This is a genomic window from Streptomyces sp. NPDC041205, assembly GCF_055591765.1.
On record NZ_JBVIZH010000007.1, the window covers coordinates 56,784 to 83,050 of the forward strand.

Genomic DNA, 26,267 nt, shown 5'->3' on the forward strand with positions numbered 1-26,267 from the left:
CCGGTGCGGCGGGCTTGCCGCTCCGACTCCTCAAAGATCCGCCGATCGCGCGGGACCATCAACGGCGATCCGTGAAACGATCTCGAAGCCGAGGCTTATCGATGCAGGTCAGGCGGGCGGGGAAGGATGCGGGGGCCTGCCGGTGTTGCCGCTCTCGGGCCGTACGCAAGTGCTCAGGCCTGACACAAGTGCTCAGGCCTCACGCAGGTTCTCAGGCCTTACGCAAGGGGGAGCGCGCATGGAACGCCAGGAACTGCAGACCTTTTTGACCCTCGCCGAGGAGTTGCACTTCGGCCGCACCGCCGAGCGGCTGCTGCTCTCGCAGGCGCGGGTCAGCCAGACCGTGAAGAAGCTGGAGCGCAAGATCGGCGCCCCGCTCTTCGAACGCACCAGCCGCGTGGTGCGGATGTCCCCGCTGGGACGGCAGTTGTACGACGAGCTGGCGCCGCTGCACCACCAGATGGAGGAGGCCGTGGCCCGCGCCAAGGACCAGGCGCGGGGCATCGACGGGGAGTTGGGCGTCGGCTTCCTCGGCTCCGGGGCCGGGTCGCTCACGCAGCCGATCCTGAAGCTGTTCCGGGAGCGGTGCCCCGGGTGCGAGGTGCGGATGCGCGAGACGCAGTTCCAGGATCCGCTGGGGGCGCTGCGCGCGGGCGACATCGACGTGCTGTTCACGTGTCTGCCGGTGGAGGAGCCCGACCTGACGGTGGGCCCCGTCGTCATCAACGAACACCGCGCCCTCGCCGTGCCCGTCGGCCACCGCTTCGCCGACCGGACCTCCCTGTCCTTCGAGGAGTTGGCGGGCGAGACGTTCTTCCGGGTGGCGGGCGGCGCGCCCGCTTACTGGTGGGACTTCCATGTGCCGCCGCGCACGCCGAGCGGCCGCGAGATCCGCCGCGGGCAGGCGGTGGCGACGTTCCAGGAGCTGATGACCCTCGTCGCCACGGGGCAGGGGGTGTCCCCGGTCATCGCCTCCGTGGAGACGTACTACGCGCGGCCGGACGTCGTGTTCGTACCCGTGCACGACCTGCCGACGGCGGATGTGGCGCTGGTGTGGCGGACCGGCAGTCAGGGGTCTCGCGGGGACGCGTTCATTCGGACGGTGCGGGACGTTCTCGCCGCGAACGGAGGGCCTGCGGCGTTCTAGACCGCCCGCTTCGCGGCGGATCGTTCTCCCGCCCGCCCGTCCGTTTCTCCACCGTCGACGAGCTTCGCGCCCGCCGCGAGGAACCGCGCGCCCTGCGGCGAGGTCCACTTGGCGACGAACTGGTCGCCGAGGGCGGCGGCGGGCGGGTTCACAGGCCGGGGGCCGCGCCGGGACGATCCGCATCGGGACGATCCGTGCCGGGACGATCCGTGCCGGGACGATCCGTGCCGGGACGATCCGTGCCGGGACGGTCCGCGCCCGACCCGTTCGCCGCCGCCCCGTCCGCCGCCGCCCCGTCCGTGCACAGCGCCCAGATCACGAACATGCCGAGCGCGATCGAGACGAGCGCCCACAGGGGTGTGTACGGCAGCCACAGGAACTGGGCGACGATGCTCACCGCCGCGAGCCCCACACCCGCGCCCCGGGCCCACTCCATGCCCTTGAGAACGCCCCACCCGGTGACGGCGACCACGATGCCGAGCACCAGGTGGACCCAGCCCCAAGTGGTGAGGTTGAACTTGTAGACGTAGTCGCCGAGGCGGGCGTACACGTCGTCCTTCGCGATGCCCGTGATGCCCGCGAGGACGCTGAGGACGCCGTTGACGAGCATCAGGACACCGGCGAACAGGGTGGGGCCGGAGACCGCGGATGCGGTGGCGCGCCGCGCGTCGCGCTGTGCAGAATCCATGGTCCGAGCCTCTGGCGCGGCCGGGCGAAGGGCCAGGTGGGGCGGGCCATTCGGGGCGCCGACCGCACGCGGACCGTGACCCCCGCCCGAGCCTGCCCCCGGCCGGGGGTGCCTAGCCCCTGCGCTGGGCCTCCAGCCCGTCCAGGATGCAGTCGAGCCCCTGGTCGAAGTTGCTGCGGCGGGTCTCGCCCACTCCGGCCGAGGTCTGCTCGGCGTGCAGCCGGCGCATGCGCGGGTAGGGCGCCATGGCCTGCTCGGCGATCGACGCCATCCCCGCGAGCCACTCGTCCTCGCTCTGGCCGCTGCGGGCCAGCGCCGTCATCCAGGCGGCCTCGGTGGCGGCGATGCCGAGGACGTACGACCAGATGGTCTTGAGCGCCATCTCGCCCTGGTCCAGGTCGAAGCCGCCGGACTCGAAGAGCTCCAGCATGTCCTCGGTGAGCCGCATCATGTTCGGCCCCAGGTACGACATGCCCATCTCGCCGAGCACGGAGGCGATCCAGGGGTGCCCGAGGATCGCCGAGCGCACGTTGTTGCCGCACTCCAGGGCGGCGGCGCGCCACTCGGCGCGGGAGGCGGCCTTGGGCACCTCGATCTCGCCGTAGACCTGGTCCACGACCAGCTCGATCAGCTCGTCCTTGTTGGACACGTGCGTGTAGAGCGAGGTCGCCCCGGCGTTCAGGCGGGTGCCGAGCTTGCGCATGCTCAGCGCCTCGATGCCGTCGGCGTCGAGCAGGGCGACGGCCTCGGCGACGATCTGGTCGCGGCTGAGCGCGGGCTGCTCGCGGCGTGAGCGCTGTGGACGGGTCCACACGGACCCGGTCGACGGGTCGGACGACGGCTTGGTCGGCTGCGCGGCGCGTGGCATGCGGCCACCCCTTTTCTGCTCGGCGAGTGCGTCTCGTCGCCTCCACCCTAGCGCAGCGGGCGCACGCCGTTCGGGGGTTGCGAACAGTGTGCGGCGTACGTACAGTGTTCGGAGTCAGCGAACGGCGTACGGAAGTACGCGTGAATCACTCGTGAATCACCCATTGGGGAGGTCCTGAATGGACGGGTCGGAAACGAAGGCAGCGGCCGCGAAAGCGGTGGCGCGGGAGCCGAAGCGGTGGCTGATCCTGGTCGTGCTCTGCCTGAGCACGCTGGTCCTGGTGGTCGACAACATGGTGCTGACCGTGTCGGTCCCGCCGATCGCGGAGGACCTGGACGCGAGCGCCTCGGACCTCCAGTGGATCCTCGACTCGTACATGCTGGTGTTCGCGGGACTCCTGCTGACCTCCGGATCGCTCTCGGACCGGTTCGGCCGCCGCAAGGTGATGATCATCGGCTTGCTGCTGTTCGGCGCGGCCTCGCTGCTCGCCACGGTCGCCGACTCGCCCGAGCAACTGATCGCCGGACGCGTCCTGATGGGCGTCGGCGGCGCGCTGATCATGCCGAGCACCCTGTCGATCCTCATCACCGTCTTCGACGAGGACGAGCGGCCCAAGGCCATCGCGGCCTGGAGCGCCGTGGCGATGGTCGGCCTCGTCGGCGGACCGGTCCTCGGCGGCGCGCTGATCGGTCACTTCTGGTGGGGCGCCGTCTTCCTGATCAACGTCCCGATCGCCGTGCTCGCCATCGTCGCCGCGGTCGTCCTGATGCCCGAGTCCAAGGGGCCCTGGCGCAAGGCCGACCCGGTCGGCATGATCCTGTCGGTCGTCGGCATGGTCTCCCTCGTCTGGACCATCACCGAGTGGCCGAAGGTCGGTCTTGAGGACCCGAAGGTGTACGTCGCCGCGATCGTGACCCTGCTCTCCCTGGTCGGCTTCGGCTTCTGGGAGACCCGCGTGGCCGAGCCGATGGTGCCGCTGTCCCTCTTCCGCAACCGCGTCTTCACCGGGGCCAGCTTCTCCATCGTGCTCCTGACCTTCGCCAACGGCGGCCTGATGCTGGTCCTCAGCCAGTACCTCCAGTTCGTCCTGGAGTACTCCCCCACCGACACCGGCTGGGCCTTCGCGCCGCTCGCCATCGCCTCCCTGATCTTCAACACCCTCGGCGCCACGCTCGGCCAGAAGGCCGGCAACCGCGTGATGGTGGCCCTCGGCCTGACCATCACCGCCGCCGGGTTCTTCACCCTCACCACGCTCCAGCCCGGTGACGGCTTCGGCATGGTCACCGTCGCCATGGTCCTCATGGGCATGGGCGGCGGCCTGGCGATGCCGGCCGCGCAGGCCGCCCTCATGGGCGCCGTCCCCGCCGAGCACGCCGGTGTCGGCTCGGCCCTCAACGACACCGTCCAGCAGGCCGGCGCGGCCCTCGGCGTCGCCGTCCTCGGCTCCATCCTGTCCCACACGTACGGCAACGAGATGCCCGCCGACGCCCCCGGCAAGGCCGACGAATCCATCGTCGAGGCCTTCGCGGAGGCCGCGCGCACCGGCAACACCGCCCTCATCCACACCGCCCGTGACGCCTTCACCGAGGCGATGTCCACGAGCTTCGTGGTCGGTGCCGTCGGTGTCCTCGTCGCCGCGGCCCTCTCCCTCCTCCTGATGAAGGACCGCACCCCCACAGACGCGGTGGTGGCCCCGGAGGCCGGTACGGAATCGGCGGGTGCTGCCGCGCCCGCCTCCGACGAGGCCGCTGCCACGGCCCCGAAGCCCGGCCTCTGAGCCCACGGCCCCGGGCCCCGCGCCCCGGCCCACCGCACCGACGGCCGCCCCGCGCTCTCCCCGCGCCGGGCGGCCGTCGCCGTCCCGGCAGGGGGGAACCCCACGACGGGCTCTCCCCCACCCACCCGCCCCACCTGTCCACAGCCTGGCCAACAGCCCGGCACCCACGGCCCCACCCCACCGACGCCTACCGGCCCGCCCCGGCGAAGTCTCAGCCCGTCCGGCGCTTGAGGACGAGGCGCGGAGCGCCGATCAGCGGGGTCCGGGGCGCAGCCCCGGTTTCGGAGAAGGGGCGGGACCGGGGCGCCCCCGCGAGGGCACCCCACCCGCATCGCCCCAGCTCACCCACCCCCAGCGATAATGACCCCATGCGGCACCGCACCCTCCGCCCCCTCACCCCTCCCGACTGGCTGGTCAGGTCACTCAAACCGCAACCCGCCCCCATCCCATGGGCAGCCGTCACCCGGGCGGCGATCGGGATGTCGCTGCCCCTGGCGATCGGCACGGCGGCAGGGAAACCGACGTACGGCGCACTGGCGGCGATGGGCGCCCTGTCAGGGGTGATCGGCGACACGGCGGACGCGTACCGCATGCGCATCCTCAACATCGCGGTGCCCCAACTGTTCGGCGCCCTCGGAGTCACCCTGGGAGCCCTGGTCTTCGGCCACGGCTGGGCGGCGGTGGCAGCGGTGACCCTGGTCGCCCTGGTCTCCGGGATGATGTCGACGATCGGCGCGGTGGCGTCCGTGTCGGGACTGTTGCTGCTGCTCAACTGCGTGATCGGGGCGGGCCTTCCACTGCCCGGCGAGTGGTGGCTGGCGCCGGCGTTGATGACGGGCGGCGGCCTCCTGGTCCTCGCCCTGGCCCTCCTCGCGTGGCCCCTGCGATCGGGCGTACCGGAACGCGCCGCGGTCGCCGCGACGTACCGGAACGCCGCCGCCCTCCTGGACGCCGCGGGCACCGGCGACGGCGACGACGAGGCGTACGACCAGGCCCGCGCGGCCGTCACCGCGTCCCTCAACCAGGCGTACGACCTGGTCCTCGCCCGCCGCGCCCGCGACCACGGCCGCAGCCCCGACCTGGTCCGCCTGATCGCCGAACTGAACGCCGTCACCCCCGTCGTGGAGGCCGCCCCGGTCGCCCACCGGTACGGCGAGAAGCTTCCGCCCGAACTCCCCGCCGCCATGCGGGAGCTGGCCACGGCCGTGGAGCGCGGGGAACGGGGCGAACGCGGCGGCGCCGCCGGCTACGCGGACCTCGGCCTGCCCGAGGAGCTCCCCGAGCCGCACGGCGCCGCCGCCCGCGCCGTGCACCACGCCCTGCGGCACGCCGCCGACACCCTCGCCGACCCCGACCCGCTCACCGTCGTGCACGCCGAGGACCGCCTCGGCCGCCCGGCCGCACTGCGGGTCCGCGCCCGGCGCGCCACCCGCAACGTCATCCTCTCCGGGGCGTCCTGGCGCTACGGCCTGCGCCTCGCCCTGTGCATCGGCATCGCCCAGGCGCTGGTGTCCCTCATCGACGTACCGCGCTCGTACTGGGTGGCCCTGACCATCACGTTCGTCCTCAAGCCCGACTTCGGCTCGGTGTTCTCGCGGGCGGTGCTCCGGGCGCTCGGCACGGCGGTGGGCCTGGTCGTGGCCGCGGCCGTCCTCTCGGCCGTGGAACGCGGCTGGTGGGACGTCCCCGTGGTCCTGGTCCTCGCGACCCTCATCCCGGCACTCACTCCACGCGGCTACGGCTACCAGACAGCCGCCATCACCCCCGTGATCCTCCTGCTCTCCGACGTCCTCAACCACCAGGGGTTCGGGCTCGTCGTGCCGCGCCTCGTCGACAGCCTCATCGGCTGCGCCATCGCCCTGGTCGCCGGTTATCTCCTCTGGCCGGAGAGCTGGCACACCCGCATCGGCGACCGCCTGGCCGACGCCGTCTCCGACACGGCCCGCTACGTCGAATGCGCCTTCGGCCCCGGCTCCGACGCCACCGCCCCGGCCGCCCGTGCCCGCATGCGCCGCCGCCTCTACCGCGACCTCTCCGACATCCGCACCGAGTTCCAGCGCGCCCTGACCGAACCCCCGCCGACCGGCGCGCGCGCCGCCGCGTGGTGGCCCCTCGTCGTGGCCGTCGAACGCATCGTCGACGCGACGACCGCGGCGCGGGTACGGGTGCGGCACGGCGCCGAGGCGCCCGGGGCCGGGGAAGTCGGCGAGGTCTCGCGCCAACTGAGCGAACTGGCCGAGGCCCTGCGCGAAGTCGAAGTCCTCGTACCGGTACCGGTGGAGTTCACCGGCTCCAAGGACAGCGTCCTGGAGCCGCTGCGCCAGGAGGTCGGCGCGGCCCGCGCGGTGGCGTCACCCCGGGGGTGAGGCAGCACCCTCCCCAGCGCTTTCGCGCAGGCAGGACCGCTGCGCCGCTCGCTGTTCCTGACGCAGGCGGGCACCCTCGCAGCAGTCCATCTCGCCCTGGCAGTCGGCGCAGTTGTCCACGTGCCGGAGGTAGGCCTCGTACGCCTCCTGGACCTGCTGATCAAGGTGAGACGCAGGCAGCGGGAGGTTCATCGACCCGCTCCCGTCTCCGCCGTCCCGGCGACGGCGAGGAGCGCGGCAAGGTGAGCCGTGTCGCACAGGCCGCCGCGGCGAGACGGCCTGACCACCCAGTACGTGACCGGTGAGACCTGCTCACCGACACGCGGCACAGCCAGATACGTGCCCGCGCCGAGACGATCCTCCGCACCCACCCATTCCGCGTCCAGGGCCACGAGTACGTAGTACGTGCCCTGTCCCGTCCTCGTGTCACGGATGACGGGTCCGCGCAGCCACTCGCCGAGTGTCTCCGCCACCACTCCCGGCTCGTCACTGCCTACCGCAGCGTGGACGCGCGACGCCGGGACGCGTACAGCGTCGAATCGCGCGCCGAGCGGCAGCAGCGCCACTCCGTGGTTCGCCCACTCCGCCATGGCCTGCCGCGGCACCGGGTGTGCCTTCGCGAGCCAATCGCAAACCGCACCTCTGTCAGGCGTCGGTGTACCGGTGCCCATGCCGTCCATGTGCGGCTCCCTCCCATGCCGGTGGACAGATCATGGGTTCCGGGAAGGGCGGCCAGGGACACAGGCTGTGTCCCTGGAACTCCCCCGGGAGGCTGACGTCACACGGCTCCGGTCCACGCCGCGAAGCGGGCCAGGCTCTCCTCGTCGACGCGCCTGAGCCGCAGCAGCGTGCCCGCCGTCTCCCTCGCCCACGGGTGCTCGCGGGTGTGCTGGGGTGCAATGGCGCGGGCCGTCTTGAGGGAATCGAAGGCGTCGTCTATACGCCCGCCCCACAGTTGGGCGCGAGCAAGCTCGATCCAGAAACCGGAGCGGCGTTCGGCGGGAAGATCGACGGACGGGTTCCACGACTCGGCCACCGCGAAGGCACGGTCCACGTGGTCGGGACCGAGGCTCACGGCCACCGACACCTCGTGGATGCGCACGCTTTCGGGTCCAAAGGCCGTGCCGAGATAGGTGCCTTCTGGAACTGTGTCCCCCAGCCTGCGGGCCTCCGCCAGATGGAGTTCGGCCGCTGCCGCGTCTTCGGCACGGCCCGCGATGACGGCGGCGCGCATGTGGAGTGCCCCGCGACAGGCACTCGCCTCGTCTGTACCGAAGGCGGGGGCGGCGTCGACGGCGGCCTCCAGTGCGCGCAGACCGGCCGATCGATGTCGTACGCGGCGATGCTCTGCGAGATGGCCGGCAGGGCGGCGTGGACACGGCGCTCGGTGCCGGTGTGGCCACGTTCCAGTCGGGTCGCGTCGACACCCAGTGCTGCCGCGATCGACTCAAGGGCGTTGTCGCTGGGCGTGCGACGTGCCTGCTCGATCTTCTTGATCTCCGACAGCGACAGGTAGCTCGCTCGGGCAAGGTCGGCCTGGGTGAGGCGCTTGGCCCTGCGGGCCGCCGCGATGCGCAGGCCGATGTGGTCGGTGGGTGCAGGCATGGCTGGCTCCGTTCAAGGCATCCCCCTCGAACGGTACTCATGCGGCCTCATACGGGATATGCGATCAGCCGCACCCGACCCGCAGGACACGTAGGGGTTTTTCGAGTCAGCCGGGGACGATCCGCAGGAGGTCCAACAGCCCGTTGATCCTGTAGTCGACGGCCGCCACCACCTGGGGGTCGTCCGCCCAGAGGTGGCCCCACGGGCCCCGGCGCAGGTGCGCGGTGCGCAGCCCCGCCCGGCGGGCCGGGAAGACGTCGTTCTGCGGGTGATCGCCGACGTACAGCACTTGCTCGGCCGTAACGCCCGCCGCCTCGACGACGCGGGAGAAGAACCGTGGGTCCGGCTTGGCGACGCCCCACTCGCCGGAGGTGGCGATCAGGTCGGCGGGCAGGTCGAGGCCACGCAGCAACTCCCCTGCCTTCACAGTCTGGTTACCGGCGACAATGATCTGGATGCCCTGCTCACGCAGTGCTGCGAACGCGGGGCGGACGTCGTCGTACACATCCGTCTCGTCGAGGTACTCACCGCGTCCGGCCGCCTCACGGGCGTCATAGGCGGACCTGATGTCGATACCCGGCTGGATCAGCCGCAGCGCTTCGGCGTTGTCCTTTCCCTGAGCGACGACAGCACCCACGATCGCCGACACCGTGTGCCGTGGCACGTGGAACCAGTCTGCCCAGGCTGCCCAGTAACGGTCGTCCCGGACAAGGGTCTCGCCGACGTCGAACGCGATGGTGTGGATCATCCCGGTCAGGGTACGCGTACACGACGCGCCGCCCGCTTCGCGAAACCTGGGGTGAAGCCCCGGTCTCACGAAACGGGCGGCGTCGGGGAAGGGTCAGGTCAGGCCGACACGGAGTCAGCCCTGCTTCTGGACCTGCTTCATCGCCTTGGCAAGGCCATTCGCCCACAGCTGGTTGACGCGGGCGCGCTCAGCCGCGTTGGGCTGCGCGTTCTGGCAGGACGTGCCGGGGCCGCCGCCCGACATCAGCTCGGAGCACGGGCCCCGGTAGTTGTCGGGGAGACCGAGGACGTGCCCGGTCTCGTGGGCGGTGACGCGGGTGGAGTTGTACTGCTGGTTCTGCCGGTAGTCGAGGAAGATGTAGCCACGGCCGTGGCCGTCGGTGCTCGCGTACGAACCGCGCGGGTCGTTGCCCTCGCGGTACGAGAAGCTCGCACCACTGGTGCCCTGCTGGAGCTTGACGTTGGTGACGGCGGCGTTCCATATGGAGGTGGACGACGCGATCTGCTGACGGAAGGACGGAGCCTGCGAGGCGTTGTACGTCACGGTGACGGCCTTGGCGCCCGGGTTGGCGGCGCGCTTCTCGGCGACGGCCTTGACGACCGCCTCGAAGAACGCCTTGTTCGCGGCGGCCTCTTCGCCGGAGCCCTGGTAGCGGGCGACGGAGGCGGCCGTGGACACCGAGGACTTCTCGGCACCGGCCCGGGGGGAGTCGGCGGCCGAGGCGACGGTCGACGTTCCGAGCGCGGCGGCGGCGAGGCCGAGGGCGGCGGCGACGGACAGATAACGCTTGTGCATGTGGGGGGCTCCCTACTCGTTCGGTGAAAGGTGAACGTTTCGGTATCCGTGAGTGTCGGGGAGCCACGGCGCCCGCGGATGATGGCAGATGGCGATAGGGCGGTGCTATCGCCGCACATCCGGACACCGGTCATACGTGCCAACTCATGGGGGTCCGTAGGGGTTTGGGAGGCTGGTGTGAGCACGTCAGCCGTTCTAGTCTCACGCCCATGGAGCTCGAGGTCAGGCATCTCCGCGCACTCTGTGCCATCGCCGACACCGGAAGCCTGCACAAGGCCGCCCGCCAACTCGGCATGAGCCAGCCCTCCCTGACCACCCAGCTGCGCCGCATCGAGCACGCCGTCGGCGGCCAGCTGTTCGCCCGCGAGCGCACCGGCTGCCGCCCCACCCCCCTCGGCCGCGTCGTGCTGAGCCGCGCCCGCCCCCTGGTCGTGGAGATGCGCGCCCTGGTCACCGAGGCCCGGGCCACGGCCGCGCGTGCCGACGACGGCACCCCGCACCTGCGCATCGGCTCCACCGCGAGCCGCGCCATACCGGGCTGGCTGCGCCGCCTCCGACACCGTATGCCGGGCACCGAGACCTCCCTCCAGATGGACGTCTCCGCGAACGCGCTCCTGCAAATGGTGGCCGCCGGTCAGCTTGACATCGCCTTCGTCCACGAGGTCGAGGGCTGTCCGCTGCGCCTCCCCGACGGGCTGCGCAGACGCGTCCTCGTCGACCGCGAACCGCAGTTCGTCTCGCTCGCCGCCGACCATCCCGCGACCCGCAAGGACGTCGTCCACCTCACCGACCTCGCCGCCGACCGCTGGATGGTGGACCCGACGGTCGACGGCGAATGGGACGGACTGCAAAGAGTGCTGCGGGAGGCCGGGCTCAACCCGCGCGTCCTGCACGGCGATTACCTCACCGCCGCCACCCTGGTCGCCACCGGCGAGGTCGTCACCGTCTGCCAGCCCACCTCGGTGGCGAGACCCGACATGGCCGTCAGACCCCTGTACGGCGATCCGCTCGGCGTCCGCCTCCTGGTAGCCGCCCGTACGACGGCGGAGCTCGACGCGGTCTACGGCGAGCTGGAGGCCGCGTACTGGGAGGCCGCGGCGGAGGCCCCGGCCTACCAGGACTGGCTCCTCGGCGGCAGGGGCGGCGGCAGACGCGACGACAGACTCGCCGAGAGACACGGCGAGAGACACGGCGACGCGAGATACGGCGACGGGCGAGGTACCGCCCCGGCCTCGGTGCCGGTCTCCGTGGCGATACCGGTCTCCCTTCCGAGCCCGGCCCCCGTCACCGCCCCGGTCGCGGGCCCCGTCACCGCCCCGCTCCCCACCCCCGCCCCACCCCCGGACCTTGGTCCCGCAGCTTCTCAGGACCTTCGCCCCACCCCCCTCTAGACCCCATCTGACCTGTGGTTTTCGCCGTTTTACGGTTCCGCGTCACGGCGTCCGGCCGGTTGTTACGTTCCCTACGGATGACGCACACATGGCGCCCGTAGCTTCATATCCGTCGCCACCGCAAAGGGGCACAAAGACGGACAGTACGTAAGCCAGCCACGAGGGAAGTCACGCCATGCGCGCCACCCGACGCACCATCCGCACCGCCGCCATCGCCACCGGCGCGATCGCCGCGCTCGCCGTCCCCACCACCGCGGCGTTCGCGGACGCACCGTCCACCCCGCAGTCCCACGTCGCCCCGGACGACGAGGGCACCCCCGCACCGAAGCCGGACGGCGAGGTCACGCCGCCCCCGAAGCCCGACGACGAGGTCACCCCGACGCCGGGCCCGGACGACAGGACCACCCCGGACGACAAGACGACGCCCGACGACAGGACGACGCCCGACGACAAGACCAGCCCCGACGACAAGACCGACCCCGACAAGCCGGTCCCCGGCGGCTGGGAGTCCAAGGGCACCGTCTCGCTGGGCGGCGGCTGGACCGCGGACGTCGAGGTGAGCGCCTCCGCGCGTGCCGCCAAGGCGCAGCTCTCCCTCGACGGCACCCCCAAGGGTTCGCTGAACGCCGACGGCGCCGCCGCGAGCACGAAGATCGACGGCTACACCTTCACGCTGGCCGCGGACGGCTCCGTCACGAAGTCCGGCAGCGGCGACCAGGACAACCGCGACAAGGACAAGGACAAGCCGGTCCCCGGCGGCTGGGAGTCCAAGGGCACCGTCTCCCTCGGCCACGGCTGGACCGCCAAGGTCGACGTGAACGCCTCCGCCCGCAGCGCCAAGGCGCAGATCTTCCTGAACGGCAAAGCCAAGGGCTCCGTGCAGGCGTACATCAAGCCCGCCTCCACGAGGATCGGCGGCTGTGTCTTCACGCTCACCGCCGACGGCACCGTCACCAAGACCGGCAAGCCGACCCCGCCGAAGCCCAAGCCGCAGCCCGCGAAGAAGCGCACCTTCGTGCGCGAGTACACGAACCTCGGCAGGACCGGCTTCGACGCCAAGGTCTACAAGACCAAGGGCGGGTACGAGGCCGACATGATCGCCAAGTCCCCGAGCGGCGGCAAGAAGATCGTCTGGGACACCCTCGAGCAGCGCGGCAACAAGGCCGCGTACGGGCAGCACAACGGCGCCCACTTCGTCCTCAACCCCGACGGCACCATGAAGGGCTGGGTCGAGGGCCGCACCGGCGGCAAGCCGGCGACGCACACCGGCGGCACGGGGACCGGGACGGGCACCGGCACCTCCGCGTCCGACCGTGCCGTCCCGCGGGGCGGCGTGAAGGCCGGCGCCGAGAACGCCTCCCCGGCCTCGCACGGCACCCCGCTGGTCGCCGCGGGCGGCGGCATGGCGGCGCTCGGCGCGGCGGGCCTGGGCTTCGCGATGTACCGGCGCAAGCAGCAGGGCCAGTAAGTCGCGGTACGTGGATGGGGCGCCCCTCCCCCGAGGGGCGCCCCATCCACGTACTCACTGCGCCACTGACAGACGCACTGGACGCACTAGACGCCGATGTCGCCGCCGTCCTTGCGCCACACCGACACGACCGCCGGGCGGACGATCTTGCCGGGGCCGTCGGGCCAGACGCTCGCGGGCTTCTCGACGGACGCGCCGTCGATCTCGCCCGGGTGCTGCACGGCCACCAGGACGCGGCGCTCCTGGACGAGGGGGCCGCAGGTCTCCGCGCCCTTCGGCATGGTGAGGAACTGCTTCAGCTCACCGCGCCGGTCGCCCTTCGTGGCGACGCCGAACAGGCCGTCGTGGGAGCCGAGCTGGTTGCCGTCGGTGGAGATCCACAGGTTGCCGTGCGGGTCGAAGGCCACGTTGTCGGGGCAGGAGATGGGGCTGACCTTGTCCTTGGGGAAGCCCGCGAAGTACGTGGCCGGGTCGTTCGGGTCGCCCGCGACGAGGAAGAGGTTCCAGCCGAAGCGGGTGGACTCGGGGCGGTTGCGGGACTCGGTGAGCTCCAGGACCTGGCCGTGCTTGTTGAGGTTGCGCGGGTTGGCCTCGTCGGCGCCGTCCTTGCCGGGCTTGCCGCGGTCGGTGTTGTTCGTCAGGGCGACGTACACCTTGCCGCTGCTCGGGGAGGGCTCGATGTCCTCGGGGCGGTCCATCTTCGTGGCGCCGACCTTGTCACCGGCGAGGCGCGTGAAGACGTACACCTCGTCGGCGGTCATGCCCTCGACGTGGGAGACGGCCTTGCCGCCCGCGTACGCGGTGGCCAGCGGGATCCACTTGCCGCTGCCGTCGAACTCGCCGTCGGACGGCAGCTTGCCCGTGCCGTCGATCTCCGCGGCCGGGGAGTCGCCGGTGAACTTGGCGACGTACAGGGTGCCCTCGTCGAGGAGCGTGAGGTTGTGCTCGCGGGCCCAGCGGGAGTTGCCCTTGGCCATGCGCTTGCTGCTGACGAACTTGTAGACGTAGTCGAAGCGCTCGTCGTCGCCCATGTACACGACCGGGCGGCCGTCGCTGGTCAGGCGGGGCTGGGCGCCCTCGTGCTTGAAGCGGCCGAGCGCGGTGCGCTTGCGCGGGACCGAGTCCGGGTCGTACGGGTCCAGTTCGACGACCCAGCCGAAGCGGTTCGGCTCGTTCGGCTCCTTGGTGAGGTCGAAGCGGTCGTCGAAACGCTCCCACTTGCGCTCGGACTCGGCCCCCGCGACGCCGTACCGCTTCAGGCGGGCCGCCTGCGTCGGGTCCGTGACCTTGTCCGCGTGGGCGAAGTACTGGTTGAAGTTCTCCTCGCCGTGCAGCGTCGTGCCCCACGGGGTGGTGCCGCCCGAGCAGTTGTTGAGGGTGCCGAAGACGGTGACGCCGCGCGGGTCCGCCTTCGTGCGGACGAACTCGCTGCGGGCGGCCGGGCCCGTGAGGTGGAACTTGCTGGTGACGGTGAGGCGGCGGTTGAGCTGGTGGCGCGGTACGGCGCGCAGGGCGCCGCTCTTGCGCTCGCCCTCGACCACGACCACGGACAGGCCGTGCGCCGCCCAGGCGATCTCGACCTGCTCGCGGGTGGGGTTCTTGGCGTCGTACCCCTTGAACATCAGGATTTCGTCCGTGTACTCGTGGTTCGCCACGAGGATCTGACGTCCGTGCTCCTCCCCGTGCTTCTCGCCGCGCAGCGGGAGCAGGCTGAGGAAGTCGTTGTTGTAACCGAACTGGCCCGCCTGCGCCTTGGCGGTCTGCTTGTCCGCGTCGAACGCCGGGGCGCCGCGCAGGATGGGCTCGCCCCAGCGGATCACGACGTTCTGGCCGTAGCCGCCGGGGACGGTGACCGTGTCGGCGGTGTTCGGGGCGACCGGGGTGAAGCGGAGGCCGCGGGCCGCCTTCTTGCTTCTGCGTTTCGCCTCGGCGGCCGCGGCGTCTCCGGCGGCGGCCTGGGCCTCCGCGGCGCCGGGGCCGAGGGCGAGGCCGCCCGCGGCGGAGGCCGCGACGGTGACCACGGCCGCGGCGCGCATCATCGAGCGGCGGCTCAGGGCGCCGGCTATGACGTCGCCCATGTACTCGTTGTCGCTGGTGTTGGGCACCGGGTGGAAGCAGGCGTCGCCGCAGCGGAACCGGCACGTCATGGCCGAGCGGCCGCCGGAGCCGCCCGGGTGAGAGGTGATCAGGGGCAGCAGCTTGCGCACGGGGTCCTCCATGGGTGGCCGGTTGACGGCGCTTTGGCTTCTTTTTGCCGGTGATTCCGGCTGGAGGCTAAGGGTGGCGGCCAGCTCCACGGGGGACTGCGGGTGAACGGCGGGTGAATCCGTGTCAGGCCCGGCCCGTCTGCCCGCCCCGAGCGGCGGCCGCTAACCTTACGTGTCCCTCATGGCCAGGGGCTGGCTCCGGGAACAAGTCATGCGAAGGGTTGCGCACATGGGCATTCTGGGACGTCTGCGAGCCGTCTTCCGACGGTCCTCCTCCTCTACGGTGCCCGAGGGGGCCTCGGGGTCGACTTCGGCGGTGCCCGAGGAGGCCTCTGCGGTGTCCGAGGAAGCGTCGGCCGCTGCGGTGCCCGCCGGGGAAGCGTCGGCGTCGACTGCGGATGGCTCTGCGGCCGGTACGCCTGCCGCAGGTACGTCTGCCGCAGGTACGTCTGCCGCTGGTACGCCGGAGAGTGCGCCCCGGGCGGGGAGTGTCAGGCCGTCGGCTGCTGAGGCGTTGGTGGCTGAGGCTTTCGACAACGTGTCGGTGCGTGTCCCGGCCCGCCGCTCCGCGGCGGATGACTCCCACCCACCCACCCGTGACTCCCGACATCAGGGTGCCCCCGCGGCAACCGCCCCAGAGTCCACCGCGGACGCCGAGGCGCCCACGGATTCGGACGCCGCGACCCCGACGGAATCGGCAGCCCCCGCAGTCGCGGAAGCCAAGGCGCCCGTCCAGCCCGAGACGCAGGCCTCCGGCCCCGTCGAGCCTGCACCCGCAGCCCCGGCCGCCGACTCCCCGACGGAGCCCGCCGCCCAGGCCAAGCCCACCGCCGCAGCCGCCACAGCCGAGCCGACCGGCATCCCGGCGCAGCCGGAAGCCTCCGCCCCGGCCCAGGCGGAATCTCCGGCCGAGCCGGTCGGAATCCCGGCCCAGGCGAAGCCCGCACCGGCCGAGCCGGACCCCGCCGCCGAGCCCGCCGCCGGGCCCGCCGTCGAGCCCGCCGCCGACGCCACCCCCGCGCAGCCGGAAGCCACCGACTCGGTCCAGGCTGAAGCTCCGGCCGAGCAAGCCGCCAGCCCCGCCTCACCGGACACCGTTCGGGCCGCGCCCGCCGCCGACGCCGCCCCGGCCCAGCCGGACCCCGCCGCCCCGGCCAAGGACGAAGCCCCGGCCCAGCCGGAGCCCACTCCGGCCCAGGCCGAGCCCGACCCCACCCCGGCCCAGCCCGACCCCACCCCGGCCAAAGCAACCCCCGCGCTCCCCCTGGCCAAGGTGAAGGCCGCCGCCCCCACCCTCGCCACCGCGTACCGCGCCGCAGGCGCCGCCCTCCGCAAGTGTCAGTTGGAAGGCACCCGCGCCCACGTCTACCTCGTACTGGACCGCTCCGGCTCCATGCGGCCGTACTACAAGGACGGCTCCGCCCAGAACCTCGCGGACCAGACCCTGGCCCTGGCCGCCCACACGGACCCTGCCGCCGCCGTCCACCTCGTCTTCTTCTCGACGGACATCGACGGCACCGCCGACCTCACTCTCGCCGGGCACGAGAACCGCGTCGACGAACTGCACGCCGCGGCGGGTCGCATGGGCCGCACCAGTTACCACCGCGCCATCGAGGAAGTCGTCGCCCACTACGAGAAGTCGGACCACGTCGGCGAACCCGCCCTCGTGATCTTCCAGACCGACGGCGCCCCCGACACCAAGGGCCCCGCCAACCAGGCCCTGGCCGACGCCGCCCGCCACCCCTTGTTCTTCTCCTTCGTCGCCTTCGGCGACAAGGACGCCAAGGCCTTCGACTACCTCCGCAAGCTCAAGGCGGACAACGCCGCACACTTCCTCACGGGCCCCGACCCGAGGGAACTCACCGACAAGGAGCTGTACGAGGGGCTGCTCGCCTCCTGGCGCCCGTAGCCCCACAGCCCGTAAGCACGTCACCCCGCACCACGGATCTCGTGGCGCCGACTCCCGCCTTGCGTGTCGTGTTGATGTCTTCCACGCGAGTGGAGCGAGGGGCGGCGACCGCGGGCAGTGGCGACAGGGGACGACCCGGCGGTGACGAGTGGCTCGCCGACCAGGAGGCGTACGCGCTCGGCCTGCGGGAAGCGGTGCTCTGCCTCGCCGACGTCTGCGCCCAGCCGGGCCGCGAGGACGAGGCCCGCTACGTACGCGGACACCTGGCGGCCCCACCACGGCCCCGCACCCCCTCGGCCCCCGGACAGGAGAGACCGCCGCATGACCACGGACCCGGCCCAGCTGATCGACGAGGAGCAGCGCGCGCCGCTGGCGTTCAGCAGTCTGCCGAAGTTCGTCTCCGACTACCTCGCGCTGATCACCAGGGCCGCACGGACGACGGCAGTCACCTCTGGTGTCCGTCCTGGTGGGCGCGCCCCGAGGCGATCGCCCGGCTCGCCGCGCTGTGACGTGTCTTCGAGTACCTGTGGTCGGACCCTGCGCTCGGCCTGTCCAACTGGTGGCTGCACCGCGCAGACCCCCACCTCGCGGTGCTGCTCAGCCCGACCGGGCCGTTCCACGCCTGCGCGCAGGGGCACCGGTCGGACGTCGAGCGGCTGCTGCTCGGCCGGATGCCCGCGGGCCTGATGGACGACCCGGTGTTCACGGTCCTGGTGGGCGACCCCTTCGCCATGTGAGTGGATCTTCGTTGGGCCGTTAGGATTTCGACCATGGCGGCCACTGGATCCGAGAAGCAGGGGGCGAACGACGTGCAGTCGTACTACGTCTCGACCCCCATTTACTACGTCAACGACGCTCCTCACCTGGGCCACGCCTACACGACCGTCGCAGGCGACGTGCTCACGCGCTGGCACCGTCAGCGCGGCGAGAAGGTGTGGTACCTCACCGGCACGGACGAGCACGGTCAGAAGATCATGCGCACGGCCGAGACGCACGGGGTCTCCCCGCAGGAGTGGTGCGACAAGCTCGTCGAGGAGGCCTGGCGGCCCCTCTGGGAGCACCTGAACATCGCCAACGACGACTTCATCCGTACGACGGAGAAGCGGCACACGGACCGGGTGCAGGAGTTCGTCCAGGATCTCTACGACAAGGGCGAGATCTACAAGGGCGGCTACGAGGGTCCGTACTGCGTCGGCTGTGAGGAGTACAAGCTCCCGGGCGAGCTTCTCGACGGCGAGGGCGAGTTCGCGGGCGAGAAGCTCTGCCCGATCCACAAGAAGCCGGTGGAGCTGCTCAGCGAGGAGAACTACTTCTTCAAGCTGAGCGAGTACACGGAGCGGCTGCTCGCGCACTACGAGGCGAACCCGGGCTTCATCCAGCCCGAGTCGGCGCGCAACGAGGTCGTGAACTTCGTCCGCCAGGGCCTGCAGGACCTGTCGATCTCGCGCTCGACCTTCGACTGGGGCGTCCCGGTCCCGTGGGACGCCAAGCACGTCATCTACGTGTGGGTCGACGCGCTCCTGAACTACGCGACGGCCGTCGGGTACGGCGCGGACGAGGCGAAGTTCGCCTCGACCTTCCCGGCGAACGTGCACCTCGTCGGCAAGGACATCCTCCGCTTCCACGCGGTGATCTGGCCCGCGATGCTGATGGCGCAGGGCCTGCCGCTGCCCGGGAAGGTCGCCGCCAACGGCTGGCTGATGGTCGGCGGCGAGAAGATGTCCAAGTCGAACCTGACGGGCATCAAGCCGCAGGACCTGACGTCCCACTTCGGCGTGGACGCCTACCGCTGGTACTTCCTGCGGGCCATCGCCTTCGGCCAGGACGGCTCGTTCTCGTGGGAGGACTTCACCGCCCGCTACACCAGCGAGCTGGCCAACGACTACGGCAACCTCGCGTCGCGCGTCGCCGCCATGGTCGGCAAGTACTTCGGCGGCGCGCTGCCCGCCGACGAGGCGCCCGGCGAGGCCGAGCAGGCGGTCCGGGACGGCCTGGCCAAGGCGGTCGCGGAGGCCGACCGGCGGGTCGGCGACGACCTGGACTTCCAGGGCGGCATCCTCGCCGTCTTCGACTTCGTGAAGCAGGTCAACGGCTACATCACGGAGCAGGAGCCGTGGAAGGTCGCCAAGGACGACTCTCCCGAGGGCAAGGCGCGCCTCGCGACCATCCTCTACACGGCCGCCGAGTCGCTCCGCGCGGTCGCGGTGCTCCTGAACCCGGTCATGCCCGAGACCTCGCAGCAGCTCTGGGACTCCCTCGGCGCCGAGGCCCCGCTGGGCGCCCTCGCCGACCAGCGGGTCCAGGACGCGGGCACGTGGGGCCTGCTGCCCGCGGGCGCGACGGTGACGAAGGGCGCGGTGCTCTTCCCGCGTCTCGAGGAGCCGAAGAAGGACGCGTAAGTCCTTCCCGGACGTGAGTGAGGGCCCCGGAACCTGATCGGTTCCGGGGCCCTCACTCACGTCCGGGGCAGGGTCCTACGGTCGGTCGTGGTCATGGCTCGGTCGGCTTCAGCGTTTCGGCGGTGGAGAGCGGCGCGGCGAGCGCGGGCACGATGGCACGACGCACCCGCACGGGACGGCTCAGGCGTACGAGGCGACCAGCCGTGCCAGCTGTCGGCCGGCTGCCCGCAAGGGCTCTTCGCTGCGGGCTACTTGGGCCGTCACCTCGGCGCCTTCCAGGGCACTGATGACGGTCGTCGCCACTTCGCGGGCGTCCTCGGGGGTGAAGCCGGAGTCGAGGAGTTTCTGCTCGACGATCTGCTCCCAGCCGAGCAGGGCCTGTGCGCACACGCGCTGGATCTCGGAGTCGGAGCCGAGGGTCTCCAGGGCGGCGGCGGTGACGGGGCAGCCGTCGGTCCAGCCGGACTCCCGCAGGCCGACGGCGAGTTCGACGGCACAGGCCTGGACGGCGGCGCCGGGGTCGGCCTCGGCGGCCATGGCGGCGCGCAGCACGGCCGCGAACTCCTCGTCGCTGTACTTGATCGCGGCGACGGCGACGGCCGCCTTGCCGCCGGGGAAGAAGTGGTAGACGGAGCCGAGCGTGGCCTCCGCCTCGGTGGCGATCTGCTTGATGCCGGTGCCGACGTAGCCCTGACGCTGGATGAGCCGGGCGGCGACGGTGACGATGCGCTCACGCGTGCTGGGGGGCGCGGTGTACTGACTCATCCCGCCACCTTACCCACCCTCTGAGTAGAGCGTTCGTTCTAGAGCTGTGCTACGTTTCCTCCAAGCGCTGGATAGAGCGCTCGTTCTAGTACTTTCCTCTACTCACCGGAGACACCCATGCCTCAATCCGTCACCGTCATCGGACTCGGCCCCATGGGCCAGGCGATGGCCGCCGCCTATCTGGACCGGGGCTACGAGGTCACCCTCTGGAACCGCACCCCGTCCCGCGCCGACGCCCTGGTGGCGCGCGGCGCGAAGCTCGCGAGGACCACCGAGGAAGCCCTCGCCGCCAACGAGCTGGTGATCCTCAGCCTGATCGACTACGACGCGATGTACACGGCGTTCGCGGGCGCGGAGCACGCCGTCGCGGGCCGGGTCCTGGTGAACCTCAGCTCGGACGTGCCGGAGAAGGCGCGCGCGGCGGCCCACTGGGTGGAGGGGCTCGGCGGCACGCACCTCACCGGCGGAGTGCTGTCCCCGCCGCCGGGCATCGGCAGCCCGGACATGTCGACGTTCTACAGCGGCCCGCGCGAGACGTACGAGAAGTACCGCGCGGACCTGGAGGTCATCACCGGCCGGACGGACTACCGGGGCGAGGACCCGGGCCGGGCCGCCCTCATGTACCAGCTGAACATGGTCATCTTCTGGCCCGCGATGCTCGCGTACTGGCAGGCGGTCGCGCTCGCGGGCGCGCACGGCATCAGCGCATCGGAGATCGCCCCGTACGCGTCCGAGAACTACGCGGGGATGCAGCAGTTCATCGACTTCTACGCGTCCCGGATCGACGCCGGGAACCACGCGGGCGACGTGGACCGCATCTCGATGGGCATGGCGAGCATGGAACACGTCGTCCACACGAACGCCGACGCGGGCGTGGACACGGCGTTCCCGGAGGCCGTCCTCGACGCGTTCCGCAAGGGCGCGGAGGCGGGCCACGGCGCGGACAGCTTCAGCAAGCTGGTCGACCTGATCCGAAAGCCGTCCTGACGCCAGGCCGGGGCCCGTCGTCCCCAGGGCCGAGAGCTCCGCGACGCCGAACCTGACCGAGTCCACCCGCGAGGCCCACCTCCCGCACCCGCTCGGCCAGGCCGCCCAGGTGCGCGCGGCCCGTCACGAACGCCTCATCCTCCTCGTGGACGGCCTCGACGAGGACCGGGGCGTGACGGCCGGGCCCGACGCGCACAGCATCGCCGGGCCGCTGCCCCAGCCGGCCGTCCCCGCGCTGCCGCACGCGGATCCCACCGCGGTCGGCGTCCTCACGGCGCCCGAGGTGTGGTGGCGCCTGCTCACAGCTCCTTCGCCAGCCGATGGATGAAGTCCCGCGACCGCGCCGGATCCAGGGACGCCGACCTCACCTTGTGGAAGAGGGTGCGGAAGAGGGCCAGTTGGGGCTCCGCGTCCAGGAAGGGGCCGCCGTGGGGCTCGTCGCGCTTGGCGGTGTCGAGCGGGGGGACGGGGCCGCCGAGGTAGACCGCCGCCGCGTTGGCTCCGGCGAAGCCGTCGACGTCGAAGGGGATGACGCGGACCGTGACGTTGGGGCGTTCCGACTGGCGCAGGATGCGGGTCAGTTGGGCGCGGGCGACCTGCCGGTCGGCGACGCGGGTGCGCAGGACGGACTCGTGCAGGACGGCCTCGTACGGCACCGCGCCGGGGCGTTCGACGGCCACGCGGCGGCCCATGCGGTGGGCGACTCTCGGCTCCAGCGCGCCGACGGGGAGTTCGGGGGCCAGGTAGGAGAAGACGGCGCGGGCGTAGTCCTCGGTCTGGAGGATGCCGGGGACGTGGGCCGTGGCGGTCACGTGCAGGAAGGTGGCGTGGTGCTCCAGCTCCGCGAGGTCGAGGAACGCGGGCGGTAAGACGCCCCGGTACTCCTCCCACCAGCCGCGGGTGCGGTCCGTCGCCATGCCGACGAGGCCCTCGACCAGGCCGGGGTCGACGCAGGCGTAGTGGGCGGCCAGCCTGCGCACCCGCGCCTCGCTCACCCCCGCGATCCCGGCCTCCATCTGACTCATCTGGGCCGATGTCGAGCCGAGCAGCTCCGCCACCTCGCGGGCGGTCATCCCGGCGGCGTCCCGCAGCCTGCGCAGCTCCGTACCGAGGCGGACCTGCCGGGCGGTGGGCCGATTCCTCGGCGGCATACGCGACCTGCCCCTCAACGCTGTTCGCCGCAGGACGTGTTGACGCCCCTCTTTCGGGGGGCAGGTTACGCGAACCTGTTGCCGTGGCAGAAATTACTGCCCTACCTTCGGTGATGAAGCGACCACCCACAGCAACTCCCCGCGACCACCCACAGCAACCCCCGGGTCCGGAAGTGCACCGCGTCGCCCCGCCACAGCGGGCACCGGCAGGCCACCACCCCGAGAGAGTCGATCTCCTCCAACTCCTCATCGACCCAACGGAGTTACGCATGACCGAGAGCTGCGACCCCGGCGACGACTTCGACGAACCCCCCGCTGCCCCCTCTCCCCGGCCCGCCGTCACCCCCTCCCGGGCGCCCTCCCGAGCCCCCTGGCAGTACACCCTCCACATCCCCAACGACCTCCGAGCCGTCACCGTCTGTCGTCATACGCTCGGCCTGATCCTGACCGCCCACGGCCTCCCGCACCTCACCGACTCGGCGGAACTGGTCGCGACGGAGCTGGTGGCCAACGCCGTGACGCACACGAAGGGACCGGCGGCCCTGCGCCTGCACTGGGCCGGGGGCATCCTCCGCATCGAGGTCTGGGACGCCGACCCCACCCCGCCCGAGCCCCCGGCGCCCCCGGCCAGGGACCTGGTCCTGGCGGAGGCGGGCCGCGGCCTCGCCCTGGTCAAGGGCTGCGCCGACGGCTGGGGCTGGTATCACCTGGGCGGCGCTCATCTGCCGGGCGGGGAGGGCAAGTTCGTCTGGTGCGAGCTGGCCGAGGCGGCGTGACGCCGCCGCGCCCCGAGCAGCGCCCACGCCACGCCCGCCAGGATTCCGAAGCCGACGAGCAGCGCGCTGGCGTAGCCGTGCACCGAGGCCTCCGTCGGGGCCGCGTCGCGGTGCTCGGCCAGATACGTCCCGGCCGCGCCGGACGCGATCGTGTTGAGCAGCGCCGTGCCGAGGGCGGCCCCCAACTGCTGCGAGGCGTTGTACGCGGCCGACGCGGCGCCGATGTCATGGCCCCGCATCCCGGCCGTCGCCAGACTCGCCGTCGGCGGCAGCACACAGCCGAGGCCGAGGCCGGTGAGGGGCGGCGAAGGGCGCGATGGGGGCGGTCGAGGCGCCGGGAAAGTCTCAAGCGGGGGTTCCGGGCGAGGGACACGGGAGGGGTGTGGGAGGGACGCGGGAGGGGTGGCCGACGAGTGGGCCCCCGGGGCCTGGCTGGATACATACGCTCCCAGTGAGCTGTTGATCACTTCGTGATCGGTCTCACTTCGCCTTCACTCCGGCGCACGTACGCTTCACAGTATGGCCACGAATCCCGCTTCCGAGAGCCGGCGGTCCTCACGCACCGCCGACGAGGTGAACGAGGAGATCCGTGCGCTGTGGCTGCGCTGCGGCGGGCGGCTGAGCACCGAGCAGCGCCGGGAGTATCAACGCTTGGTGACGGAGTGGGCGACGGCGGAAGCCGAGAGTCACAGGTCGTCGACGCGGCACAACTCACCCACCCGAGCGGCCTGACGGACCGGAATCAGTCCGTCCCGCTCGGGACGACGCGGTCCTTGGGCTGTACGCGGCCCTCCGGCCAGCCAAGACCCACGAACGCCAGCCTTCGCGTTCGCGGATCCAGCAGCACCACCGCCACCGGCTTGTCGTAGGGATTGCCCGCGTTGGTGAGGCACACCCACCCGCTGGTTCCGGCCACCCGGCGCGCGGACTCCAGGCGGGACCACTGGGCGGACACGCGCTCGCCGCCCAGCTCCCGGTCCCACGCCCCGGATGCGCGACGCGGTGTACCGCACGGTGACGGCGGCGTGCCGCCCTTGCAGCGCGGCTCGGCCTCGCGGACCATGGCCCGCACCCGGCGCATCACCCCTTCCCGCCCGCCAACTCCCGCTCCAGCGGCGTCCGGTAGGCCGGAGTCACCCGCGTCGGCCCGAGCCACTCGGCCAGCTCCCGGGCCCGCCCGGCCACCGCCTCGCGCGCCGCCGCGCCCACGTCCGTGAGCAGCCGGTACGCCACCTCCCCTGTCGCGCGCTGTGCCCACGCCCCGACGATCCGGCCGTCGGCCCACACGGTCGGGCCGATGTTGCCGTTGCGGTCGAAGAGGGCGGGCACGTGCGCCGGGTCGAGGTAGAAGTCGCGGTGGCGGCGGCCCATCGGGGTGGGGTCGAGGCCGGGCAGCAGGGCGACCCAGGGCTCGGCGGCGGGCACGGGGTCCTCGTCGTCGGGCGCGAGATAGCCGGTGCCGCCGTCGTCCAGGTCCACGTCCCGCGCGCCCACCGCGGCAAGGGCCTTGCGCGCGTCGGTGAGCGTCCAGCCGGTCCACCATTTCAGGTCGTCCACGGTGACCGGGCCGAAGGCGTACAGATAGCGGCGGGCCAGGGCGGCCTTGGCGGCGGGCGGGTCCAGGTCGGGGGCGGGGACATGAGCCGGGTCGGGGGCGGCGGCATGGTCAGGGTCGGGAGCCGGGGGCTCGGGCGCAAGGGTCCACCGGAACTGGTTGGAGGTCCACGCGCCGCGCGGCCGGGCCCGCCGGATCCGCCCCTCGGCCGCGAGGACCCGCAGGATCCGGGAGCCAGCGGTCTGCCAGGACGCGTACGACTTGCCGGGACTGACCAGCGCCTTCTCACTCAACTCCGGTACGTCACGAGCGAGTTCGGCGGCGCCCGCGGCGCCCCGTGCGGCCAGCGCGGCGAGCGCGGCCCGCTCCACGGCGGCGTACCGGCGCTCGTCCCAGCCGATCCCCGCGAGGAACGCGAGGCAGCCCGCGCGTTCCCTGGCGGCGACGGCCCGCGCGGTCGACGCGTGCACGAGCGGCGCGAGCGGGGTCGGCACGACGAACATGGTGCGCCGCATGCACAGCATCCGCGTCACCGTGAGGTCGTCGTAGAGCCCCCGCTCCACCTCGGCGACGGTGGGCCGCTCAAGGCGTGCGGCGGCGGACAGGAACACCGTCGCCGGGTCGGTGGCGTGCAGGCCGACCAGGGCGTCGGCGACGTCCTCGATCCGGTCGGAGCGGGTGCCGGGCGCGAGCAGGTGCCGGGCGCCGAGCCGGGCACGCCGCTCGGCGTCCGTGACGGCGCGCCGCCGGGCGATCACCGCCCGCCCTCCGGCCCGGCCGCGGCCCCCGCACGCCCGGCCTCCGGCCCCGACCCCGGCTCCGGCCCGGCCTCCGCCTCCGACCCCGACGCACCGGCGTCACCCCCGAGCGCCGGATTGGGCACGAGAATGCGCCGCAGCACCCGCTCGACCTCCGCCCGGCTGGGCGGCTTCGGCGCGGCCAGGGCCCGCAGGCTCACGCCCAGGAGCGCGACGCCGGCCGCCTCGGCGGTGTCCGCGTCGGTGTAGTGGGCGAGGGCCCGCACGGAGAGCCGGTGGTGCTGCTCGGCGATCTCCCGCAGGGCGGGGCGGCGCATGGCGGCGGCGTACAGCTCGAACTCCACCACCTGCTGGTCGTGTTCGGGCCCGTCCTCGGGCGGCAGGACGGCGTCGGCGAGCAGCACGGCGCACTGCTCGGCGGTGAGGCCGGGGCGGCGCGCGACCCACTCGTCGAGATACGCCCCGAACCGGTCGACGGAGCGGCGCAGGGCGGCCGCGATCAGGTCGTCCTTCGTGGCGAAGTGGTACGTCGTCGCGCCCAGCGGCACGCCCGCCTCGGCGGCGACCGCGCGGTGCGTGAGCCCCTCGATGCCGCGCTCGGCGATGACCCGCTCGGTGGCGGCGACGATCTCCTCGACCCGCCGCGCCGGATCCCGGCGACGACGCCCTTCGACGGCCATACGAGGCTCCTCACCATGCAGGGACGGCTTGATCAGTACATACGTACCGTAATGCCAAGCACGACGCCAGCGGAAATTAGATGCGAAAGATGTCCGTATTGCACCACTGTCGAATCTTCCTTACAGTACAGGTGTACTAGTTGCTGATGTGCTAGTCACTGCCCCCTCCCCCCACCCCCGAGAGGTGATCCCCATGAGTGCCCCCGCCATCGCCCCCTGCCTCGGCG

26 protein-coding genes and 1 pseudogene are annotated in these 26,267 nt (G+C 72.2%); 12 read left to right on the forward strand and 15 right to left on the reverse strand.

Annotated elements, in window-relative coordinates:
- The first annotated feature begins 238 nt into the window (after window positions 1–238).
- Complete coding sequence (locus ACZ6BG_RS27845; protein ID WP_469006368.1) at window positions 239–1,147, forward strand: LysR family transcriptional regulator; 909 nt, start codon at window positions 239–241, stop codon at window positions 1,145–1,147.
- On the opposite strand, the gene ACZ6BG_RS27850 is transcribed toward ACZ6BG_RS27845, so the two are convergent.
- The 3 genes from ACZ6BG_RS27850 to ACZ6BG_RS27860 form a co-directional block, all read right to left on the reverse strand.
- Window positions 1,144–1,299, reverse strand: a complete 156-nt coding sequence (locus ACZ6BG_RS27850) for a hypothetical protein (RefSeq protein ID WP_469006370.1) — start codon at window positions 1,297–1,299, stop codon at window positions 1,144–1,146. The two genes, ACZ6BG_RS27845 and ACZ6BG_RS27850, sit on opposite strands and share 4 nt — an antisense overlap.
- Entirely contained in the window at window positions 1,296–1,835 is a 540-nt protein-coding gene (locus ACZ6BG_RS27855) for a DUF7144 family membrane protein (protein ID WP_469006372.1), read from the reverse strand. The genes ACZ6BG_RS27850 and ACZ6BG_RS27855 overlap by 4 nt, the downstream gene beginning before the upstream one ends.
- A gap of 112 nt (window positions 1,836–1,947) precedes the next feature.
- A complete protein-coding gene (locus ACZ6BG_RS27860; protein WP_469006374.1) occupies window positions 1,948–2,703 on the reverse strand; it encodes a TetR/AcrR family transcriptional regulator in 756 nt (251 codons plus the stop codon).
- Window positions 2,704–2,881: 178 nt separating this feature from the next.
- On the opposite strand from ACZ6BG_RS27860, the gene ACZ6BG_RS27865 reads away from it, so the two are divergent.
- Window positions 2,882–4,480 (forward strand): MFS transporter, encoded by a 1,599-nt coding sequence (locus tag ACZ6BG_RS27865; protein WP_469006376.1) that lies wholly within the window; start codon window positions 2,882–2,884, stop codon window positions 4,478–4,480.
- A 368-nt stretch (window positions 4,481–4,848) separates the two neighbouring features.
- Complete coding sequence (locus ACZ6BG_RS27870) at window positions 4,849–6,846, forward strand: FUSC family protein (protein WP_469006378.1); 1,998 nt, start codon at window positions 4,849–4,851, stop codon at window positions 6,844–6,846.
- 188 nt (window positions 6,847–7,034) lie between these two features.
- On the opposite strand, the gene ACZ6BG_RS27875 is transcribed toward ACZ6BG_RS27870, so the two are convergent.
- The 5 genes from ACZ6BG_RS27875 to snpA all read right to left on the reverse strand — a co-directional run bounded on the left by ACZ6BG_RS27875 (window position 7,035) and on the right by snpA (window position 9,994).
- Window positions 7,035–7,451: a hypothetical protein gene (locus ACZ6BG_RS27875; protein WP_469006381.1), complete on the reverse strand. Its 417-nt coding sequence runs from the start codon at window positions 7,449–7,451 to the stop codon at window positions 7,035–7,037.
- Between the two features lie 173 nt (window positions 7,452–7,624).
- On the reverse strand, window positions 7,625–7,921 hold the full coding sequence (locus ACZ6BG_RS27880; RefSeq protein WP_469006384.1) for a hypothetical protein: 297 nt from the start codon (window positions 7,919–7,921) through the stop codon (window positions 7,625–7,627).
- A complete protein-coding gene (locus tag ACZ6BG_RS27885; protein WP_469006387.1) occupies window positions 7,918–8,451 on the reverse strand; it encodes a helix-turn-helix domain-containing protein in 534 nt (177 codons plus the stop codon). The genes ACZ6BG_RS27880 and ACZ6BG_RS27885 overlap by 4 nt, the downstream gene beginning before the upstream one ends.
- A 106-nt stretch (window positions 8,452–8,557) precedes the next feature.
- Entirely contained in the window at window positions 8,558–9,199 is a 642-nt protein-coding gene (locus ACZ6BG_RS27890) for an HAD family hydrolase (RefSeq protein ID WP_469006389.1), read from the reverse strand.
- 114 nt (window positions 9,200–9,313) lie between these two features.
- The gene (gene snpA, locus ACZ6BG_RS27895; RefSeq protein WP_469006391.1) at window positions 9,314–9,994 is read right to left on the reverse strand and encodes a snapalysin; all 681 of its coding nucleotides are present in this window, start codon (window positions 9,992–9,994) and stop codon (window positions 9,314–9,316) included.
- A gap of 209 nt (window positions 9,995–10,203) precedes the next feature.
- Here snpA and ACZ6BG_RS27900 point away from each other — a divergent pair.
- Both ACZ6BG_RS27900 and ACZ6BG_RS27905 read left to right on the forward strand, forming a co-directional pair.
- Window positions 10,204–11,121, forward strand: a pseudogene (locus tag ACZ6BG_RS27900) (LysR family transcriptional regulator); the annotation flags it as partial.
- A gap of 439 nt (window positions 11,122–11,560) precedes the next feature.
- Window positions 11,561–12,853, forward strand: coding sequence for a hypothetical protein (locus ACZ6BG_RS27905; protein ID WP_469006394.1), 1,293 nt, complete (start codon window positions 11,561–11,563; stop codon window positions 12,851–12,853).
- 86 nt (window positions 12,854–12,939) lie between these two features.
- Here ACZ6BG_RS27905 and ACZ6BG_RS27910 read toward each other — a convergent pair whose 3' ends face one another.
- Window positions 12,940–15,060 carry a PhoX family protein gene (locus ACZ6BG_RS27910; RefSeq protein ID WP_469007184.1) on the reverse strand — a complete coding sequence of 707 codons (2,121 nt, stop codon included), beginning with the start codon at window positions 15,058–15,060 and terminating at the stop codon, window positions 12,940–12,942.
- 517 nt (window positions 15,061–15,577) lie between these two features.
- On the opposite strand from ACZ6BG_RS27910, the gene ACZ6BG_RS27915 reads away from it, so the two are divergent.
- The 3 genes from ACZ6BG_RS27915 to metG all read left to right on the forward strand — a co-directional run bounded on the left by ACZ6BG_RS27915 (window position 15,578) and on the right by metG (window position 19,368).
- A complete protein-coding gene (locus ACZ6BG_RS27915) occupies window positions 15,578–16,969 on the forward strand; it encodes a VWA domain-containing protein (protein ID WP_469006397.1) in 1,392 nt (463 codons plus the stop codon).
- Between the two features lie 590 nt (window positions 16,970–17,559).
- Window positions 17,560–17,706, forward strand: a complete 147-nt coding sequence (locus ACZ6BG_RS27920; RefSeq protein WP_469006401.1) for a hypothetical protein — start codon at window positions 17,560–17,562, stop codon at window positions 17,704–17,706.
- 33 nt (window positions 17,707–17,739) lie between these two features.
- On the forward strand, window positions 17,740–19,368 hold the full coding sequence (gene metG / locus ACZ6BG_RS27925) for a methionine--tRNA ligase (RefSeq protein WP_469006404.1): 1,629 nt from the start codon (window positions 17,740–17,742) through the stop codon (window positions 19,366–19,368).
- Between the two features lie 180 nt (window positions 19,369–19,548).
- Here the strand turns inward: metG and ACZ6BG_RS27930 are convergent, their stop codons facing one another.
- Complete coding sequence (locus tag ACZ6BG_RS27930) at window positions 19,549–20,133, reverse strand: TetR/AcrR family transcriptional regulator (RefSeq protein ID WP_469006406.1); 585 nt, start codon at window positions 20,131–20,133, stop codon at window positions 19,549–19,551.
- A gap of 117 nt (window positions 20,134–20,250) precedes the next feature.
- Between ACZ6BG_RS27930 and ACZ6BG_RS27935 the strand changes: the two genes are divergently transcribed.
- Together ACZ6BG_RS27935 and ACZ6BG_RS27940 are read left to right on the forward strand one after the other, a co-directional pair.
- Window positions 20,251–21,120, forward strand: coding sequence for an NAD(P)-dependent oxidoreductase (locus ACZ6BG_RS27935; protein ID WP_469006408.1), 870 nt, complete (start codon window positions 20,251–20,253; stop codon window positions 21,118–21,120).
- Window positions 21,121–21,229: 109 nt separating this feature from the next.
- Window positions 21,230–21,448, forward strand: coding sequence for a hypothetical protein (locus ACZ6BG_RS27940; RefSeq protein ID WP_469006410.1), 219 nt, complete (start codon window positions 21,230–21,232; stop codon window positions 21,446–21,448).
- Here ACZ6BG_RS27940 and ACZ6BG_RS27945 read toward each other — a convergent pair.
- Entirely contained in the window at window positions 21,420–22,271 is an 852-nt protein-coding gene (locus tag ACZ6BG_RS27945; protein WP_469006412.1) for a helix-turn-helix domain-containing protein, read from the reverse strand. The two genes, ACZ6BG_RS27940 and ACZ6BG_RS27945, sit on opposite strands and share 29 nt — an antisense overlap.
- A 269-nt stretch (window positions 22,272–22,540) precedes the next feature.
- Here ACZ6BG_RS27945 and ACZ6BG_RS27950 point away from each other — a divergent pair, with 269 nt between their 5' ends.
- Window positions 22,541–23,047: an ATP-binding protein gene (locus ACZ6BG_RS27950; protein WP_469006415.1), complete on the forward strand. Its 507-nt coding sequence runs from the start codon at window positions 22,541–22,543 to the stop codon at window positions 23,045–23,047.
- Here ACZ6BG_RS27950 and ACZ6BG_RS27955 read toward each other — a convergent pair.
- Window positions 22,990–23,322 (reverse strand): hypothetical protein, encoded by a 333-nt coding sequence (locus tag ACZ6BG_RS27955; RefSeq protein WP_469006418.1) that lies wholly within the window; start codon window positions 23,320–23,322, stop codon window positions 22,990–22,992. The two genes, ACZ6BG_RS27950 and ACZ6BG_RS27955, sit on opposite strands and share 58 nt — an antisense overlap.
- A 244-nt stretch (window positions 23,323–23,566) precedes the next feature.
- On the opposite strand from ACZ6BG_RS27955, the gene ACZ6BG_RS27960 reads away from it, so the two are divergent.
- On the forward strand, window positions 23,567–23,779 hold the full coding sequence (locus ACZ6BG_RS27960; RefSeq protein WP_468454113.1) for a hypothetical protein: 213 nt from the start codon (window positions 23,567–23,569) through the stop codon (window positions 23,777–23,779).
- 10 nt (window positions 23,780–23,789) lie between these two features.
- On the opposite strand, the gene ACZ6BG_RS27965 is transcribed toward ACZ6BG_RS27960, so the two are convergent.
- From ACZ6BG_RS27965 to ACZ6BG_RS27975, 3 genes are read right to left on the reverse strand one after another with little or no spacing between them, the layout of a single operon-like run.
- Complete coding sequence (locus ACZ6BG_RS27965) at window positions 23,790–24,128, reverse strand: hypothetical protein (protein ID WP_469006421.1); 339 nt, start codon at window positions 24,126–24,128, stop codon at window positions 23,790–23,792.
- The gene (locus tag ACZ6BG_RS27970) at window positions 24,128–25,360 is read right to left on the reverse strand and encodes a winged helix DNA-binding domain-containing protein (protein ID WP_469006422.1); all 1,233 of its coding nucleotides are present in this window, start codon (window positions 25,358–25,360) and stop codon (window positions 24,128–24,130) included. The genes ACZ6BG_RS27965 and ACZ6BG_RS27970 overlap by 1 nt, the downstream gene beginning before the upstream one ends.
- Window positions 25,357–26,040, reverse strand: coding sequence for a TetR/AcrR family transcriptional regulator (locus tag ACZ6BG_RS27975; RefSeq protein WP_469006423.1), 684 nt, complete (start codon window positions 26,038–26,040; stop codon window positions 25,357–25,359). Before ACZ6BG_RS27975 ends, ACZ6BG_RS27970 begins: the two co-directional genes overlap by 4 nt.
- Window positions 26,041–26,267 lie beyond the last annotated feature (227 nt).

Bases quoted from the DNA above. Each gene is read 5' to 3' on its own strand.
- ACZ6BG_RS27960 (WP_468454113.1), top strand. From the start codon at position 23,567: ATGGCCACGAATCCCGCTTCCGAGAGCCGGCGGTCCTCACGCACCGCC.
- ACZ6BG_RS27885 (WP_469006387.1), bottom strand. From the start codon at position 8,451: ATGCCTGCACCCACCGACCACATCGGCCTGCGCATCGCGGCGGCCCGC.
- ACZ6BG_RS27975 (WP_469006423.1), bottom strand. From the start codon at position 26,040: ATGGCCGTCGAAGGGCGTCGTCGCCGGGATCCGGCGCGGCGGGTCGAG.
- ACZ6BG_RS27890 (WP_469006389.1), bottom strand. From the start codon at position 9,199: ATGATCCACACCATCGCGTTCGACGTCGGCGAGACCCTTGTCCGGGAC.
- ACZ6BG_RS27950 (WP_469006415.1), top strand. From the start codon at position 22,541: ATGACCGAGAGCTGCGACCCCGGCGACGACTTCGACGAACCCCCCGCT.
- ACZ6BG_RS27855 (WP_469006372.1), bottom strand. From the start codon at position 1,835: ATGGATTCTGCACAGCGCGACGCGCGGCGCGCCACCGCATCCGCGGTC.
- ACZ6BG_RS27865 (WP_469006376.1), top strand. From the start codon at position 2,882: ATGGACGGGTCGGAAACGAAGGCAGCGGCCGCGAAAGCGGTGGCGCGG.
- ACZ6BG_RS27845 (WP_469006368.1), top strand. From the start codon at position 239: ATGGAACGCCAGGAACTGCAGACCTTTTTGACCCTCGCCGAGGAGTTG.
- ACZ6BG_RS27860 (WP_469006374.1), bottom strand. From the start codon at position 2,703: ATGCCACGCGCCGCGCAGCCGACCAAGCCGTCGTCCGACCCGTCGACC.
- ACZ6BG_RS27935 (WP_469006408.1), top strand. From the start codon at position 20,251: ATGCCTCAATCCGTCACCGTCATCGGACTCGGCCCCATGGGCCAGGCG.
- ACZ6BG_RS27965 (WP_469006421.1), bottom strand. From the start codon at position 24,128: ATGCGCCGGGTGCGGGCCATGGTCCGCGAGGCCGAGCCGCGCTGCAAG.
- ACZ6BG_RS27930 (WP_469006406.1), bottom strand. From the start codon at position 20,133: ATGAGTCAGTACACCGCGCCCCCCAGCACGCGTGAGCGCATCGTCACC.
- ACZ6BG_RS27870 (WP_469006378.1), top strand. From the start codon at position 4,849: ATGCGGCACCGCACCCTCCGCCCCCTCACCCCTCCCGACTGGCTGGTC.
- ACZ6BG_RS27945 (WP_469006412.1), bottom strand. From the start codon at position 22,271: ATGCCGCCGAGGAATCGGCCCACCGCCCGGCAGGTCCGCCTCGGTACG.
- ACZ6BG_RS27905 (WP_469006394.1), top strand. From the start codon at position 11,561: ATGCGCGCCACCCGACGCACCATCCGCACCGCCGCCATCGCCACCGGC.
- snpA (WP_469006391.1), bottom strand. From the start codon at position 9,994: ATGCACAAGCGTTATCTGTCCGTCGCCGCCGCCCTCGGCCTCGCCGCC.
- metG (WP_469006404.1), top strand. From the start codon at position 17,740: ATGGCGGCCACTGGATCCGAGAAGCAGGGGGCGAACGACGTGCAGTCG.